The sequence below is a fragment of the Stenotrophomonas maltophilia genome, assembly GCF_006974125.1.
Classification (GTDB): Bacteria; Pseudomonadota; Gammaproteobacteria; order Xanthomonadales; family Xanthomonadaceae; genus Stenotrophomonas; species Stenotrophomonas maltophilia_O.
On record NZ_CP037858.1, the window covers coordinates 1364905 to 1382148 of the forward strand.

Annotated in this window: 11 protein-coding genes; 2 read left to right on the plus strand and 9 right to left on the minus strand. The window is 68.4% G+C overall.

The window, feature by feature from the left end; genetic code table 11:
* Positions 1-28: 28 nt before the first annotated feature.
* The 7 genes from EZ304_RS06290 to pilG all read right to left on the minus strand — a co-directional run bounded on the left by EZ304_RS06290 (position 29) and on the right by pilG (position 11889).
* The gene (locus EZ304_RS06290; RefSeq protein WP_142806576.1) at positions 29-493 is read right to left on the minus strand and encodes a chemotaxis protein CheW; all 465 of its coding nucleotides are present in this window, start codon (positions 491-493) and stop codon (positions 29-31) included.
* A complete protein-coding gene (locus EZ304_RS06295) occupies positions 490-1824 on the minus strand; it encodes a chemotaxis protein CheB (protein WP_142806577.1) in 1335 nt (444 codons plus the stop codon). Before EZ304_RS06295 ends, EZ304_RS06290 begins: the two co-directional genes overlap by 4 nt.
* A complete protein-coding gene (locus EZ304_RS06300) occupies positions 1811-8398 on the minus strand; it encodes an Hpt domain-containing protein (protein ID WP_142806578.1) in 6588 nt (2195 codons plus the stop codon). The genes EZ304_RS06295 and EZ304_RS06300 overlap by 14 nt, the downstream gene beginning before the upstream one ends.
* Positions 8399-8498: 100 nt before the next feature.
* Positions 8499-10535 (minus strand): methyl-accepting chemotaxis protein, encoded by a 2037-nt coding sequence (locus tag EZ304_RS06305; protein ID WP_099552039.1) that lies wholly within the window; start codon positions 10533-10535, stop codon positions 8499-8501.
* A gap of 41 nt (positions 10536-10576) precedes the next feature.
* Complete coding sequence (locus EZ304_RS06310; RefSeq protein ID WP_005410716.1) at positions 10577-11107, minus strand: chemotaxis protein CheW; 531 nt, start codon at positions 11105-11107, stop codon at positions 10577-10579.
* Positions 11107-11469 (minus strand): response regulator, encoded by a 363-nt coding sequence (locus EZ304_RS06315; protein WP_005410717.1) that lies wholly within the window; start codon positions 11467-11469, stop codon positions 11107-11109. Before EZ304_RS06315 ends, EZ304_RS06310 begins: the two co-directional genes overlap by 1 nt.
* Positions 11470-11487: 18 nt before the next feature.
* Positions 11488-11889, minus strand: coding sequence for a twitching motility response regulator PilG (pilG, locus tag EZ304_RS06320; protein WP_005418455.1), 402 nt, complete (start codon positions 11887-11889; stop codon positions 11488-11490).
* 240 nt (positions 11890-12129) lie between these two features.
* On the opposite strand from pilG, the gene gshB reads away from it, so the two are divergent.
* Positions 12130-13077 (plus strand): glutathione synthase, encoded by a 948-nt coding sequence (gshB, locus tag EZ304_RS06325; protein ID WP_099552038.1) that lies wholly within the window; start codon positions 12130-12132, stop codon positions 13075-13077.
* Positions 13077-13961, plus strand: coding sequence for an energy transducer TonB family protein (locus tag EZ304_RS06330; protein WP_142806579.1), 885 nt, complete (start codon positions 13077-13079; stop codon positions 13959-13961). The genes gshB and EZ304_RS06330 overlap by 1 nt, the downstream gene beginning before the upstream one ends.
* A 494-nt stretch (positions 13962-14455) precedes the next feature.
* Here EZ304_RS06330 and tsaB read toward each other — a convergent pair whose 3' ends face one another.
* Positions 14456-15169: a tRNA (adenosine(37)-N6)-threonylcarbamoyltransferase complex dimerization subunit type 1 TsaB gene (gene tsaB / locus EZ304_RS06335; RefSeq protein ID WP_142806580.1), complete on the minus strand. Its 714-nt coding sequence runs from the start codon at positions 15167-15169 to the stop codon at positions 14456-14458.
* 9 nt (positions 15170-15178) lie between these two features.
* On the minus strand, positions 15179-17227 hold the full coding sequence (locus EZ304_RS06340) for an ATP-dependent DNA helicase (protein ID WP_142806581.1): 2049 nt from the start codon (positions 17225-17227) through the stop codon (positions 15179-15181).
* Positions 17228-17244 lie beyond the last annotated feature (17 nt).

The following is a 17244-nucleotide window of genomic DNA, read 5'->3' on the forward strand; positions in this document are numbered from 1 at the left end:
ACCGGGAATCCGACCGGCCGATTCCCGATCAGGCCGCCAGCGAATCCAGTGCGGCTTCCAGCGCGTCCAGGTTTGGCAGCAATGCGCTCTGCTCACCCAGCAACACGCGCATGTGCACGATCTGCGGCAGGGTTTCCTCGGAAGCATCGGCCAGCAGGCCATCGCGCGGCACCGAGATCAACTGCGGGAAATTCTGCGTAAGCAGCGCGTAGTACGGGCGCTGTGCGTTGCCGCTCAGGACCTTCAGCACCACCACTTTGTTGTGGCCGCCCACCGCTTCCTCGCCCAGCCCGGAAAGCCGCGCGAACGACACCAGCGGCACCTGCCAGCCGTGCCAGCCGATCTCGCCGACCAGCCAGCGCGGTGCATCGGAGACCGGCTGCACCGGCACCCGCGACATCATTTCGGCCACGGTGGCATTGGGCAGCAGCACGCGCTCGTTGCCAGCCTGGATCAGGACGCCGCGGATTTCGTCATTGCTGGCATAGCTCATGGTGCGTCTCCGTTGTCGTCCTGCTCGCCCCAGCGCGCGGCGATGGCCTGCGCCAGGTCCTGCGGTTCGCCGGCCACCATGCCGGCAGCCACCACGGCGGTCGCCGCGGCCGGGTCGTAGCAGCCTTCCCCGACCTGGCCGGCCACCCAGGCACCCGCCGCAGCAAGGTCCAGTGCCGGCCCGACGTGGGCCAGGTCGGCACCGCTGAGCAGCACCAGCGCGGTGTGTTCCGCCGGCAGCGCGGCCAGCGAGATACCCTGCGCATCGCTGAGGAAATGCAGGCCGTCGGCTGTCACGCATACGCCGATGTCATCGGCCAGCACGTGTACTTCACCGGGGACGGCCCGCTGGCCGGCTTCGGCCAGCTGCACCGGCAACGGCGACACGCGTGCCATCTGCTTGACCAGGTTGCCATAACGGCCGCCATCCAGGCGCATGTGCACCAGCACCGGCACGCTCAGCGACGACGGCAGCGCACCGAGCAGACGGCGCAGCGCATCCGGGCCACCAATGCCGGCCAGCACCAGCAGCGAACCGGCACGTGCGCCCGCGGGCGCCGCAGCATCCAGGTCCACCAGGCTGAGGTGATCGGTATCGAAGGATGGCAGCGTTGCTTCCACCGCGGCGCTGTGGCCGGTGGCTGCGGATACGTCTGCTACGTCCTCGACCAGCGACCACGCGGTGTGGTCGAAGGAGACCGGCGGCGGGGCCGCTGCGGCCGGCGGGGCAACCGGCTGCATCGGCGCTGCATCCAGCGGCTCCGGCACGACCGGCTGCAGCGCGGCCAGTGCCTGCTCCAGCGCGATCGGTTCGTGCAGGTGCGCCGGTGGCGCGTACAGGCTGTCCGCCGGTACCTCGTCGGCCCAGCTCAATGCCTGGTCCAGATGCGGCAGAAGCGCTTCTTCCCGTGGTGCCGGCGGCGGTGCCGGGTGACCCGGTTCCAGCTGCAGGGCGGGTTCGTCTTCCGCACCCGGCGGCAGCACCTGCTGGTGACCGTGCAGCTTGGCGGCCAGGTGGCGGCCCCAGCGCTGTGCCTCCCAACCATCACGGCGCGCCGCCAGTTCGGCCTCGTCGAAGACCAGGGTCAGGCCCGGTGCGGACAGCACCGCTTCAAGCCGCTCCAGAGCATCCTCGATGGCCGCCTCCAGCGCGATCACCACGAACTGTGGACGCGCGTCCTGCAGCAGCTGCGGTTCCAGGCCGTTCGGGTCGTCTTCCAGCACCAGCTGCACATCGGCATGCGACAACGCCTCGCGCAGGCGCTCGCGCGCCGCGCCGGGACGGGCCAGCAGGGCGACGGCCGGGGCCGCCTGGGCTTCACTCACGGACACGGGCGATCCCCAGCAGGTCGTACACGTTACGCATCAGGTCCAGCTCCTGGTACGGCTTGCCCAGGTAGCGCTGCACGCCGATCTCGAAGGCGCGCTGGCGGTGCTTGTCGCCGCTGCGCGAGGTGATCATCACGATCGGCACGTCCTTGTAGCGCGGGTCGGCGCGCATCGCGGTGGCGAGCTCGTAGCCATCCATGCGCGGCATCTCGATGTCCAGCAGCATCAGGTCGGGCACGCGTTCTTCCAGGCGCTCCAGTGCTTCCACACCGTCGCGGGCGACGCTGACCTCGAAGTTGTGGCGTTCGAGGATGCGCCCGGTGACCTTGCGCATGGTCAGCGAATCGTCCACCACCATCACCAGCGGCACCTGGCGCTCCTGGCGCGGCGCGTTGGCCAGCACCGGCAGCGTCGGGTTGGCGAGGAAGCGGCGCACCAGCGGCGCCACGTCCAGGATCACCACCACGCGGCCATCGCCGGTGATGGTGGCGCCGTAGATGCCCGGCACCGAAGCAATCTGCAGGCCGACCGGCTTGACCACGATTTCGCGGTTGCCCAGCACCTGGTCGATCGCCACGGCGGCACGCAGGTCACCGGCACGGACCAGCAGCAACGGCGCCTGGTCCTGGCCATCGGCACGCGCCGGAGCCTGCCCGACCAGGCTGCCGAGGTCGTACAGCGGATAGTCCTCGCCGCTGTAGCGATAGCTGCTGTCGGCCGCTTCGAAACGCTCGCGCGACAGGCGGCCGATGCCACTGACCGAGGCGACCGGCACCGCAAAGGTGGTTTCGCCGATCTGCACGAACACCGCCTGGGTGACGGCCAGCGTCTGCGGCAGGCGCAGGGTGAAGCGCACGCCCTGGCCACGCACCGACTGGATGTCGACCGAACCACCGAGCTGGCGCACTTCGTTGCGCACCACGTCCATGCCCACGCCTCGGCCTGCCAGCTGGCTGACCTGGTCGGCAGTGGTGAAACCGGAGGCGAAGATCAGGTTGTCCAGTTCCTGCTCGTTCGGCTGCGCATCGGCAGCCAGCAGGCCACGGTCGATGGCGCGGCGGCGGATCGCTTCGCGGTCCAGGCCGGCGCCGTCGTCGGCCACTTCCAGCACGATTTCCGAGCCTTCGCGGTGCAGGCGGATGGCGATCTCGCCCTCCTCCGGCTTGCCAGCGGCGCGACGCTGTTCCGGCGCTTCCAGGCCATGGGCCACGGAGTTGCGCAGCATGTGCTCCAGCGGCGCGACCATGCGATCGAGGACGTTGCGGTCCAGTTCGCCGTGAGTGCCTTCCAGGGTCAGGTGGACCTGCTTGCCGGTATCCATGCCGGACTGGCGGACCACGCGGCGCAGGCGCGGCACCAGGCCATCGAACGGCACCATGCGCGCGCGCATCAGGCCGTCCTGCAGTTCCGAACTTACGCGGGACTGCTGCTGCAGCAGGGAGTCGTACTGGCGCGACAGATCGTCCAGCACGCCCTGCAGGCCACCAAGGTCGGCGGCGGACTCGTTCAGCGCACGGCTGAGCTGCTGCAGGGTGGAGAAACGGTCCAGTTCCAGTGGATCGAACTTCTGGTCAGCCTGGTCCTGCTCGCGCTGGTAGCGGGCGACGATCTGCGCCTCGGTTTCCAGATCGAGGCGGCGCAGCTGGTCGCGAAGACGCGCATTGGTGCGCTCCAGTTCACCCATCGCGCCACGGAAGGCACCGAGCTGCTGTTCCAGACGCGAGCGGTAGATCGCCACTTCACCGGCGTGGTTGACCAGTCGGTCGAGCAGGTCGGCGCGCACGCGCACCTGTTCCTGCTGCGGACGGGCCAACGGGTCTTCGTAGGCCACGCCTTCGGCCGGCAGCGGTGCCGACAGCGGAGCATCGGCCGGCGGCGTCAGCGGGCCCGCAGCCTGCGCCGGCACGGTCTCGGCCTCGCTGGCCGCACGCGCGGCCGCAGCGGCTGCCGCGATATCGGTGGTGGTGCGGACCTCGAAGACCTCCACCAGGTCCTGTGCAGGTTCCACCACGCGGTGGGCACCGGTCCGGGTGAGCAGCTGGTGCAGGCGGTCGAAGCCGCGCTCCAGCAGCTGCACGTCGCGGCGTTCGATCTCGGTGCGGCCGGCCGCCACGGCTTCCAGCAGGGATTCGATGCTGTGGCCAAGGTCGCCGATGGCATTGATGCCCGCCATGCGTGCGCCACCCTTCAGGGTGTGCAGGTCACGCTGCAGGCCGGCCAGTACCTCTCGATCCTGCGGCGCATCGCGCAGTTCGCTGATCAGGCCATCGCAATGATCGAGCAGATCCTTGCCTTCCTCGACGAAGATGTCGACCAGCTCGCGGTCGTACACACTGAAGTCGAGCGCATCGGCGCCGTCCGCGGTTTCTTCCGGAGTGGAGGCTTCTTCGTGGAGCGGTGCACGCTCCACAGCGTCGGCCTCGGCAGGTTCGGCATCGGCGTGGGCCGTGCCTTGGCCCGGTGCATCTTCCAGTTCGAAGAACCGTACCGGCTCGGCGGTGGCCTGCAGTGCTTCGGCAGCGCTCACCTCGTTCACCGTCGCCGGGGACGGCTGATCGGCGCTCTCTCCTTCGCCGACCGCCGCCTCCCCGCCGACGTCCGCATCCTCGGCAAAGGCTTCCGCCTCGCCCGGCGCGAGTTCGCTGGCCTGGAGGCCGAGCACGGGCCATTGCCCGTCGTCGTCCAGGGTCTGCTCTTCGTCGATCACGTGCAGGCCGGCCTCGAGCGCGGCTGCAAGCGTGACCGGTTCTGCAAAACCCGGCGCAGCCATTTCATCCTGCAGGCTCGACAGCTCGCTGTCGAGTGGCAGTGCAGCAGCGCCGTCGTCAAGGCTGGCGTCGGCATCGCCCAGGTCAGCGGACATCGACGTATTCAGGTCGATTGCGTCAATCTCCACGGACGCCGGCATCTCATCGGCGTCGCGGTCATCCACCGGCAGCGCGCGGGCATCCAGGTAGGGCGACAGGTCGTCCGCGGCGGTCAGATCGGCCTCCGCGACCGGCGTCGTTGCGACGTCCAGGTCGGTCGTCGCAACAACCGGCTCGCTCTGGACCGGCTGGATCGATTCAATCGATCCGGTGCCTTCGGTGGTGGCTTCGCCTTCACCCGGTACCGATGGCCATCCGGCATCGAAGTATCGCGAAAGATCATCACTGCCGGTCAATTCGCCGACATCGAGGCCTGTGCCGATCACGCCCGCGGTCCCGGCGGCCTGCGCGTCGACCGCAAGCGGTTCCGGCTCAGGTCCGGCAGGTTCGACCCCAGGCGCGGCAGCTTCGAACGCAGGACCGGTCTCCAGCGCCAGATCCTCGTCGTCGTCCTCCAGCCCAACCATCGGCCAGCGCGCTTCCGGCAGTTCACCGGCCAGCGCCTGCAGGCGCTGCACCAGCGCTTCCTGCGGCGTGATGCGCGGCTGTTCGGCCTGCAGCGCTTCCATGGTCGCGGTGATCGCCTGCGCGGTCGCATCCAGCGCAGCCACGCCCTCGTCCCCCGGCACCACGTCTGCAGCCAGCGCGCGCTTGATGTAGGACTCGGCACCGCCGGTAACGGCCGTGATTTCCGGCACTTCGGTCATTGCGAAGGCGCCGTTCATGGTGTGCACCGCGCGCAGCAGCGCGTCGCTGACCGGCTGCGGCGCCTGCTGCGCCGAGCGCAGCCAGTCCTGCAGGGTCGCCTGGTGGACTTCCACTTCGGCTTCCAGGATCTCGCGCAGCACGCTGTCGATGTTGGCCTGCGTGCCCAAGGCTTCAGGCGCCGGGTCCGCATCGGCTTCAGCCTGTACCGACGCCATTGCTTCGGCCTCGAGGATGCGGCTGATCTCGTCCTCGCCATCGGCTTCGACCACCGGTGCGGCGGGCGCGGCCGCAACCGGCAGCGGTACGTAATAGGTTTCCTCACCCGCGCCGACGCGATCGGCAATGGCCTGCATCGCCTGCAGGTCCACGCTGATGCGCTGGCCATGACGCAGTGCGGCGTTCAGCTGCGGCAGCGCGGCATGTGCGTTGTCGACCATGGCCAGCACGGCTGGCGTCGCCGCGCGGCTGCCGTCGAGCACGCGGTTGAGCATGCCCTCGATCTTCCACGCGAATTCGCCCAGGGTGCGTGCACCGACCAGTCGGCCACTGCCCTTGAGCGTGTGGAAGATGCGGCGGATAGGACGCAGACGGTCCATGTTGTCCGGCTGCAGGCGCCATGCCGGCAGCAACGTACCGAGGTTGGCCAGTTCGTCGTCGAACTCTTCCAGGAACACCTCGCGGATGTCCTCGTCGATGTTCTCGGCATCGTCGTCGAAACCCGCTTCGAAGCCGGCTTCTGTACCTTCCGCGTCGCCCCCGGCGAGCGGCGCTTCCGCATCGGCCGGCGTCCGGGCCGCCTGCGGATTGAAGTCCGCGGCGGCAGCGCTCAGCTCGGCAAAGAACTGCGCGTCGGCTTCGCTGAAATCAATCGGCGCAATGGTGTCGATGTCGATCATCGACACTGCCGGTGCCGGTACATCGCCAAGCGGTGCGGGCGTTTCCACCGGCATATCCACCGGGGTGATGTCCGGTTCTGCGGCAACAGGGTTTTCTTCCACCACCGCAGGGGCGGTGGCATCGACGCTCTCCAGCGACGGATGCGGCCCGGCAGCGTCCTCCAGCGACAATGTCTCCATCGCATGCAGCGACAGCACGTCGTCGGCATTGTCCAGCGCATCGGCATCAAAACGGAACACGACGTCGTCGCTTGCAGAAACCGCATCATGTTCGGCGGCCACCGGGTCGAACACCGGTGCGGCATGCGTGCCGGTCTCGATGGACAGCGTCGTGTCGGCGGCGTCCTCGACGTCCAGGCCAGTCGTCGCATCGGACTGCACCGGCAGCGTCGCCTCCGACAGCGTCCACTGCGTGGCGGCCCCCTGCCCTGCATCGGCCTGTTCGAAACTGACCGGATCGAAGCTGGCAAACGTCGGACTGCGCTCATCGTCCACTGGAGCGAGCGGATCGGCCTCCGGATGGAACGGTGCCAGATCCCATTGCGGGACTTCGGGCGCCGGCGCGCTGGAAGCGGCAAAGACCAGCGGTGCATCCGCCTCGTCATGCAGCGACAGCGGCGCGGCGGCGACGGACCCCAGCCCACCGAACATCAAGCTGTTGTCCACCGCCGCCGGCGAAGGCGTGGCCGGTGGCGGATCGAAGGTGAAGTCCGGCAGCGGTACCGGCACCTCACCGGGTGCCGGCGCAGCAGACTGTACCGGGATCTCAATGGGCTCCGGCTGCAATGCCGTGGCCAGCAGCGGAACCGGCTCGCGCTCGATGGACTGCGGCGTAAACGTTGCCGCCTCGGCCGCATCGCGGTCCGGCAGTGGCCAGTAGCGCAGCGCCTCAAGGCTGCTGCGGGTGATGTCGAGGATGTCCTCGCGGCCCGGACGGCGGTCGCGCAGGGCTTCCAGGTAGTACTCCAGGCTGGCCATGGCGTCGGCCAGGGTGTCCAGCTGACGGCCACTGGGCACGCGCTGGCGACCGATCAGCTCGGCTTCGATGTACTGCTGCACACCGCGCAGGTAATCGGCAGCCGTGCCAAGATCCAGCATGCGCAGCGCGCCGGAGACATCGCCCAGCAGGCGCGGCACGTCCTGCAGCTCGGCATGGTGCCAGCCGGTTTCGATGAAAGCGACGAAATGCTCGCGGGCGGCGGCGAAGTTGGCGATGGCCTCATGCGCCAGCACCTCTACCGTGCGCCGGTTCTCCACTGCGCTCGGATCGTCCTCGCCACTGCCGTCGGCACCCAGATGGGCGACCTGGTCATCCAGCGAGGCATCCACGTAGAGCAGCGCACCGGCAATATCCAGCAGCAGGTTCTCGTCGATCTGCTGGCGGCCTTCCACCACGCCACGCAGTGCATCACGCTGCTGCACGACCACGCCGCGGGCCACGCCCAGGCCCATCATGCCCAGCGTATCGGCCACCGCGCCCAGTTCATTGGCCTGGATCTGCAGCTGTTCCGGCGCACCTCCGGTACGCAGGTGCAGGTCCAGTGCATCCTTGATGCGCAGCAGTTCTTCCTTCACCGCGCTGCCAACGGTGTCGAGCAGTTCGCGGTTGCGCCCGCTCAGGCTGCCACGCGCGTGGTCCAGTTCGGCCTCGGTGGCGGTGACGCTGTCCGGCGCGAACGCCAGCAGCACGCTGTCATGCACGCCTTCCTCGCCACGCGCGGCGCGGATCTCGTTGAGCAACGGCATCAACACGATCGGAATGTCGCGATGGCCGTTCTGCAGGCGCTCCAGGTAGTCGGGCAGCAGCACGCTGCCGCGCATCAGGGTCGCGCAGGCTTCATCGCGGTCGGCCACGCCACCGGCGCCGATGGCATGGGCCAGCTGTTCAAGCTCCTCGGCCACCATCGCCGGGGCGTACAGCTCGACCATGCGCAGGGTGCCCTGCACCTGGTGCAGGTAGCCGGCGCAGATGCGCATGCGGCTGGCATCGGTCGGGTCTTCCGCGTAGTACTCGACCTCGTTGCGCACCTGACGCAGGGTCTCGTCCAGCTCCGGCTTGACCCAGCCCAGCGCTGCGTGGCTCATCGCATCGCGCAGACTGCTCATGGACGCGCTCCGTTCGCCGCCGCGCGGAAGCCGCGCGAGTTCTGGCGTGGGGAATGGAAATGCTTCATCGACTGGTTCCTTGCTCGCCGCCCTGCCCGCGTCACGCCGGCAGCTTGAAGTCGGCGACCGAACGACGCAGGTCGGCCGCCAGCTGCGCGAGGTGGCCGATCGATTCGGCGGTCTGCCCGGCACCCTGCGAGGTCTGGCCGGTGATCTGCCGGATCACGCCCATGGTGCGGGTGATGTCCGAGGCCGCGGCCGACTGCTGCTGGGCGGCGATGGAGATGTTCTTGATGAGGGTGTTCAGTGCATTGGACACGCGCTCGATTTCGGTCAGCGCGGTGCCGGCGTCCTCGGCCAGGCGTGCACCGGATACCACTTCGGCGGTGGTCTGCTCCATCGAGGTGACCGCTTCGTTGGTATCGGCCTGAATGGCCTGCACCAGGTTCTCGATGCGTCGGGTCGCGCCGGAGGTACGTTCTGCCAGGCGCTGCACTTCGTCGGCCACGACCGCGAAACCGCGGCCCGCTTCACCGGCCGAAGCCGCCTGCACCGCCGCGTTCAACGCCAGGATGTTGGTCTGCTCGGAAATGTCGTTGATCAGTTCCACGATCGAGCCGATTTCCTGCGACGACTCGCCCAGGCGCTTGATGCGTTTGGAGGTTTCCTGGATCTGGTCGCGGATCTGGTCCATGCCCTGGATGGTCTCGCGCACCACGCCTGCACCCTCGGCGGCGATCACCACCGAACGCTGTGCCACGTCGGCCGATTCGGCCGAGTTGCGCGACACCTGCTCGATGCTCGCCGCGATTTCGCCGATGCGGTCCGACGCCGAGGTGATCTGGTTGGCCTGGTGGCCCGCCGCCTCTGCCAGCTGCATGGCAGTGGCCTGGGTCTCCTGGGTGGACAGCGCGACCTTGGCCGAGGTGTCGTTGATGGTGGTCACCAGGTGGCGCAGCTCGTCGACCGCGTAATTGATTGCGTCGGCGATGGCGCCGGTCATGTCCTCGGTCACCGAGGCCTTCACCGTCAGGTCGCCCTCACCCAGCGAGGAGATTTCGTCCAGCAGCCGCATGATCGCCTGCTGGTTGCGACTGTTGAACTCCACCTGGGTCTGGTAGCGCAGTTCCTGCTCGCGCGAGCGGCTGCGCACGTTGGTGGAGACGAAGCCGATGATCGCGATCAGCGACAGCGCACCGGAGACCACGCCGATCCAGAAGTTCGGGAACAGGCGGGTATCGGACACCGAGCCGAACGAGGAAAACGCCTCGAACAGCTTGCGGCTGTCGTCCAGCATGTGCGCCGAGCCCTGGCCCAGCGCGGTGGCGGCCGACTGCGCGGCGAACAGCTGGCGCGAGCTGGCCAGGATCGCGTCGGCGTCCTGCTTCATCGCCTGCCACTTCTGCTGCGACTGCTCCAGCGCGGCCACGGCGGCGGCACCGCGCACGGCAGTGATGCCCAGTTCTTCGTTGCCATTGCGCAGGCCGTCGAGCACCTGCGAGAACACGGTGATGTCGCGGGCCAGTGCATCGCCCGAGGTGGCAGCGGCGCTGCCACCGGCACGCATTTCGGTCACGCGGCGAGCCATCGAACCGGCCACCACCACCTGCTGCAGCGCGCTGTACACCTGCGCCGACGGTGCGCCGGAGGCGGACATCGCACGCACCAGTTCGTTCAGCTGGGCCTGCAGGCCCGGCACCGCGCCGGTGAAGTTGTTGGCGTTGCCGGCCAGTGCCAACACCGCCGGCTCGCTGGCGACCAGCTGCCCGGCCTGTTTGCCCAGCGGCGCCCAGGTTTCACCCAGCGTGGTGATCGCGCCGGACACGCCCGGCTCCTTGCCGTAGCGCCCCTGCAGGGTCGACACGTTCTGTTCGATCGCGTTGCGGGTCGCCTTGAAGGCGGTGAACGCCTGCGCGTTGCCGCCCACCGCGTCACGGCCCTGGTTGGCCAGCTGCTGCGACAGCACCTGCAGGTCGGCGGCCTTGGAGCCGGCATCGGCCAGGCGACTGCCCTGCCAGGTGGCGACGCCGGTGTTGACGCCGAACAGGATCATCGATGCCAGCAGCAGGAACAGCCAGAGGTTGCTGCCGCCCAGCCGCAGCTTGCCGGTCTTGGTGGCGTCCGAAGCAGTACTCATCGTTCAACCTCGATCTTCAATGCAGGGGGCGATGCCCGGCCTCAGGCCGCGGCTTGCCGGAATTCAGGGGTACGCGACAGCAGCGAGAGGGAGAACACACCCCAGTCGTGGCCGTCGGCGTGGAAGGCGCGATCGACGAAGTGGCCGTAACGCCCTTCGGCCAACGTACCGGCCGCGATCTGCTGGTCCAGTTCGAAGCTGCGCTGGCCGAACAGTTCATCGATGGTCAGGGCGACGTCGCCGCCGGCCTGGCGCATGATCAGCACGCGCTGGCCTTCCTGCTGCACGGTACGCGTGCCTTCCAGGAAGTACTTCAGGTCGACCACCGGGAACAGGTTGCCGCGCAGGTTGCCCACGCCCAGCAGCCACGGCTGCGCGCACGGCACCGGAGTCACCGGCGGCATCGGCACGATTTCCACCACTTCACGGAAATCGGACACCAGCCGGCGCTGGCCTACGCGGTACCCCACGCCACGCCAGAGGTCCTGGGCGAACTGCCGCTCGGGCAGCTGCACCGCATGGGCCAGGCTGCGCCGTTCGTAGGCTTCAAGAATGTCGAAGGGCGAGCGCATCAGGCCACCAGTTCGTTGATCCGCGCGATCAGTTCATCCTCGCGCGGCGGCTTGACGATGTAGTCGGCCGCGCCCTGGCGCAAGCCCCATGCCTTGTCGGTTTCCATCGCCTTGGTGCTGACGATGATCACCGGGATGTGCTTGATCGCCGCATCACGGGCCATCGCGCGGGTGGCCTGGAAGCCGCTCATGCCGGGCAGGACCACGTCCATCAGCACCAGCTGCGGCACCTGGTCGCGGACCAGCTGCAGTCCATCCTCGGCGTTGTCCGCTTCCAGCACCTCGTGGCCGGCACGGCGCAGCCACTGGGTGAACACCGCGCGGTCGGTCGGTGAATCCTCGATCAGAACGATACGAGCCATTGTGCCTTTCCCCCCTGGTCAGGCGTTGACGTATGTGCGGATGGCACCCAGCAGTTCTTCACGCGTGAAAGGCTTCGTCAGGTATTGCTCCGAGCCGACGATGCGTCCCCGCGCCTTGTCGAACAGGCCATCCTTGGACGAGAGCATGATGACCGGGGTCGCCTTGAACAGCTGGTTGCCCTTGATCAGCGCACAGGTCTGGTACCCGTCCAGGCGCGGCATCATGATGTCGACGAAGATGATCTGCGGTTGCTGGTCTGCGATCTTCGCAAGCGCTTCAAAGCCGTCGGTGGCGGTCACCACCTCGCAGCCTTCGCGCTTGAGCAGCGTTTCCGCAGTCCTGCGGATGGTCTTCGAATCATCGATGACCATCACCCGGAGTCCTGCGAGTTCCCCGCCCGCAGTCGTGTTTTCAGTCATTGCCTATCCCCAAGCGCACGGCCCGATCTCTGGCGGGGGCCGCTACGAAAGCGTATCTATATCGCACTTTCCGCGCCCGCTTCAAGGCCGCCCCATGGCGCGGGGCATGGCACCCTCCTGAACGTGACGGGTTTCGCAATGACTGCGCGAGCGCCGGGCGGACGCTGCGTTGCAGTACGGCGGGGAGGCACGCGACCGGCGTTGCCGCTACCATCAACGCCTTGCCTGACAGGTGCGCCCATGCCGTTGAACGTCATCGTGGTGATGGATCCCATCGCCCACATCAAGATCGCCAAGGACACCACCTTCGCCATGCTGCTGGAAGCCCAGCGCCGCGGCCATGCCCTGCACTACGTGCGCCCGGGCGGCCTGGCCCTGGAGGGCGGCGTGGCGGTGGCCCAGACCGCGCCATTGCAGGTGCGCGACGACCCGGCCGGCTGGTACGAGCTGGGCGCGTTCAGCCGCACCGAATTCGGCCCCGGCCAGATCGTGCTGATGCGCAAGGACCCGCCGGTCGACGCCGAATACATCTATGACACCCAGGTGCTGGACGTGGCCGCAGCGGCCGGCGCCTGCGTGGTCAACAACCCGCAGGGCCTGCGCGACTACAACGAGAAGCTGGCCGCCCTGCTGTTCCCGCAGTGCTGCCCGCCGACCCTGGTCAGCCGCGACGCCAAGGCATTGAAGGCCTTCGCGCTGGCGCATGGCCAGGCCGTGCTGAAGCCGCTGGACGGCATGGGTGGCCGCTCGATCTTCCGCAGCGGCCAGGGCGACCCGAACCTGAACGTCATCCTGGAAACCCTGACCGACGGCGGCCGCAGGATGGCACTGGCGCAGAAATTCATCCCGGACATCACCGCCGGCGACAAGCGCATCCTGCTGGTCGATGGCGAGCCGGTCGACTACTGCCTGGCGCGCATCCCGCAGGGTGATGAATTCCGCGGCAACCTCGCCGCCGGCGGGCGTGGCGAAGGCCGCCCGCTGAGCGAGCGCGACCGCTGGATCGCCGCCCAGGTCGGCCCGGAAATGAAGCGCCGCGGCATGCGCTTCGTCGGCCTGGACGTGATCGGCGATTACCTGACCGAGGTCAACGTGACCAGCCCGACCTGCGTGCGCGAACTGGATGCGCAGTACGGCCTGAACATTGCCGGCACCCTGTTCGACGCACTCGAGGCCGGCCTGCGCTGATGCCGTCCGCACCTGCCGTACTGCCCCCGCCGCCGCGCGAAGCGCAACGGCTGGGGGCAACCATCGCGCTGTCGGTGCTGGTCCACGCCCTGCTGATCCTGGGCGTGGGCTTCGCCGTGAAGGGCGATGCGCCGCTGGTGCCGACGCTGGAAGTGATCTTCAGCCAGACCCGCACCGCGCTGACCCCGAAACAGGCCGATTTCCTGGCTGCGGCCAACCAGGAAGGGGGTGGCGAGCACGACCGCGCGCAGCGTCCGCGCGACAACCAGGCCGGCATCGTGCCGCAGGCCCAGTCCGGAATCAGCCCGGTTCCACAGCAGCAGCAATCGGCCGCGCCGGTTCCACCGCCACAGGCACGGGTGGTCAGCAGCCGCAATGGCGAAGAGGTGGTGGCGCAGGCACAGTCCCGCCCCACGCCGGATCAGCCCGAACCGGATGCGCCGTTGAGCGCACGCGAGCAGCGCGATGTGGAGATGGCGCGGCTGGCTGCCGAAGTGCATCTGCGCTCGGCGCAGTACGCCAAGCGTCCGAACCGCAAGTTCGTGTCGGCCAGCACGCGCGAGTATGCCTACGCCAATTACCTGCGCGCCTGGGTCGACCGTGCCGAGAAGGTGGGCAACCTGAACTATCCGGACGAGGCCCGGCAGCGCCGCCTCGGCGGCCAGGTGGTGATCAGCGTGGGCGTGCGCCGCGATGGCAGCGTGGAGAACAGCCGGATCCTGCGTTCAAGCGGGACGCCGTTGCTGGATGAGGCGGCGCTGCGGGTGGTGAAGCTGGCGCAGCCGTTCCCGCCGTTGCCGAAGACCGAGGATGAGATCGACATCCTGCAGGTTACCCGTACGTGGGTGTTCCTGCCGGGCGGCACCCTGCACGACGACCGGTAGGGGTTTGTTGCCCGGGCCTGCGGCCCGGGACCCGCTGCAAGGCTGGAGCAACGTCAAAATCAACGTCAACAGCAGCGGTCAGGATGCTGGGCTTGGCGGGGCGGTGTCGGGCGGCGGGGACGCCGCAAGTACGTCCCTGTAGGCTTAGCCGCGGCATCCATGCCGCGGATACCCCGCCACCCGACACCGCCCCACCTCCGACAGATCGCGGCGCATCATCGCTTTTGGTAGGTGTCGACCTTGGTCGACACACATCCACGCCACGCGTGGATGCGAGCGAAGCGACCCGCTTTTGACTTTGAATTTTCTTTTCTTGATTTTCCGTGGCGGACGCACACGGAAACTGTCAGAGGCCGGGCGGGTGGGCTGCGCAGGGGCGTGAGCCGCATGGATGCGGCGACCGAGCTTACATGGACGTACTTGCAGCGCCCCCTGCGCAGCCCACCCGCCCGGCCAAACCACGGCTTGTGCTTTCGCCCTCCGCCACGAGGGGCTCAGCCGTTGGCCTTCGCCTTCGCCTCGCGCGCGGCCTGCTGCTCGGCCAGGGTCAGTGCCACGTTGTCACGCAGGTACGCCGGCTCGACCTTCTCCGGTGCAATGGCTTCGCCGCGAGCGAACGCCGGCACCGCCAGTGCCAGTACATCCGATGCCCGCGGCAGCGCCGTCGCATCAAAGCCGCGCAGGCCGTTGCCCAGCTGGGCCACCAGTGCCCCCTCTGCTGCACCGAAACCGGTGCCGACACCGTAGGCCGACATCCCTCCCGGCAGCGCAACCGCAGCGGGTGCGCACACGCGTTCGGCATCACGAGCCACCGGCAGGCCGTCCACACGCTCGAAGCGCGCGACATACAGCTCGCCCATCCGTGCATCGATCGCCGACAGGATCTGCGTTTCTTCTGCCGGTGCCCGCAGCGCCAGCACCTGCAGCGTCGAGACCGGCAACAGCGGGCGGTCCAGAGCCAGTGCGATGCCCTGGGCAATGGCGATCGCCAGGCGCACGCCAGTGAACGCACCGGGGCCGCGGCTGAGCGCAATGCCGTCCAGCTGGCGGCGGCTGATGCCGGCGTCGGCCAGCAGCGCCTCGGCCCACGGCAGGCTCAGTTCGGCATGCCGGCGCGGGGCGATCTCGAAGCGTTCCAGCACCTGCCCATCGACATGCAGGGCAACGGAACAGGCTTCGGTGGCGGTTTCAAAGGCGAGCAGTTTCATCGGATCGGGTCAGAACAGGGGGAACGTGGCACCGGGCGCCGGCTCGGGGCCGGTCGCAACAGCGGCCGGGGCAGCCGCATCATCGGCCACGGGCGCCCATTGTGGCGTAAAGAAGGCCTGCACATCGGCCAGGCTGCGGGTACGGCGGAACGGCGGCAGTGAATCGAGGAAGACCCGACCATAGCCACGGTTGAGCAGGCGCGGGTCGCACAACACCAACACACCACGGTCGCTCTCGCTGCGGATCAGGCGGCCGACGCCCTGTTTCAGCGCAATCACCGCCTGCGGCAGCTGCTCATCGCGAAACGGATTGCCGCCTTGGCTGCGGATCGCCTCCAGCCGTGCCTCGTACACCGGATCGTCCGGTGCCGCGAACGGCAGTTTGTCGATCATCACCACGCTCAGCGCCTCACCCACCACGTCCACGCCCTCGCGGAAACTGGCCGACCCCAGCAGCACGCCATTGCCCGATTCGCGGAAGCGCTGCAGCAGCGTCGCGCGCGGCGCCTCGCCCTGCACGAACAACGGCCATGGCCCATCACGCAGTGCCTCGGCGGCCTCGCGCAATGCACGGTGCGAGGCGAACAACAGGAATGCCCTGCCGTGCGAGGCCTGCAACACCGGCCGCAGGGTCTGGATCAGCGCAGTGCCGAAGCCACGTGCGGCCGGATCGGGCAGGCCTTCGGGCAGGTAGCACAGCGCCTGCTCGGGCCAATTGAATGGACTCGGCTGGACCAGCGTATGCGGGTCGTCCAGGCCCAGGCGGGTGGCGATGTGGTCGAAGCCACCGCCCACGGTCAGTGTCGCCGAGGTGAAGATCCATGCCGCGCGACTGCGCTCGCGATGCTCACGCAACGGGCCAGAGACATCCATCGGCGTGCGCTGGCAGCGGAAACCACGTGGCGTGAGCTCGTACCAGAGCACATCAGCGGCACTGGCTGTGTCCGCTGGATCGGTATCGAAGTCGAGCGTGGGCTCATCATCGCCCAGCCAGCGGCTGAGTCGCGAGACAGCCTCGCGCGCGCGCGCGTGGCAGGCATCCAGGCCCGCTGCCGCTTCGCGCAGCGGCTGCAGTGCCCGCTCCAGGGTCACCAACCCCGCCATCACCGTATCGAATCCGTCGCGCACCTGTGGCATCGCCAGCGCGCGCCATTGCGTGCCACGCGACGGCAGTCCCTCCATCGCCAAGCGCAGCGCCAACAGCGACTGCTGCAACTGATCGACCGGTTCCTGCAGCGCCGACTGCGCGCCTCCCACGCCACGCGCTTCGGCCAGGCAGTCGCGGCCCAGTTCCTGCCACGGGCGCATGCCGAAACCTTCGCCGAAGAACTGCGCGGCCAGCTCGGGCAACTGGTGTGCCTCGTCGATGACGAAGGCCTGGGCCCCCGGCAGCAGTTCACCGAAACCGTCCTGCTTCAGGGCCAGATCGGCCAGCAGCAGGTGATGGTTGACCACGACCACATCGGCGGCCTGCGCACGCTGCCGCGCACGCACCACGAAGCAGTCATCCCAGAACGGGCAGTCGGTACCCAGGCAGTTGTCGACGGTGGAGGTGACCATCGGCAGCAGCGGCGAATCATCGGCCACGCCTTCCAGTTCGGCGATGTCACCGAACTCGGAACGACCGGACCAGGCCAGGATGCGCTGGAACTGCGCCGCCTGTTCAGGGCTGGAGAACCGCGGCTCGCCCCGCGCCTGCTGCAGGCGATAACGGCACAGGTAGTTCGCGCGTCCCTTCAGCAGCGCACTGCGCAGGCCGACACCGAGCGCCTGGCGCACGCGCGGCAGGTCACGGTGGTAGAGCTGGTCCTGAAGCGCGCGGGTACCGGTGGAAATGATGGTGCGCAACCCGGACAGCAGCACCGGCACCAGATAGGCGAAGGTCTTGCCGGTGCCGGTACCGGCCTCGGCCAGCAGCAGATCGCGCTGCTGCATCGCGTCGGCGATGGCTTCGGTCAGGCGCAGCTGGGCCGGGCGCGGGACGAAGGCGTCCAGATGCGAGGCGAGCGCGCCGCCGTCGCTGAGGGCTTCGCGGCTGGCATGGACAAGGTCGGACATCAGAGGGAAAGGATACC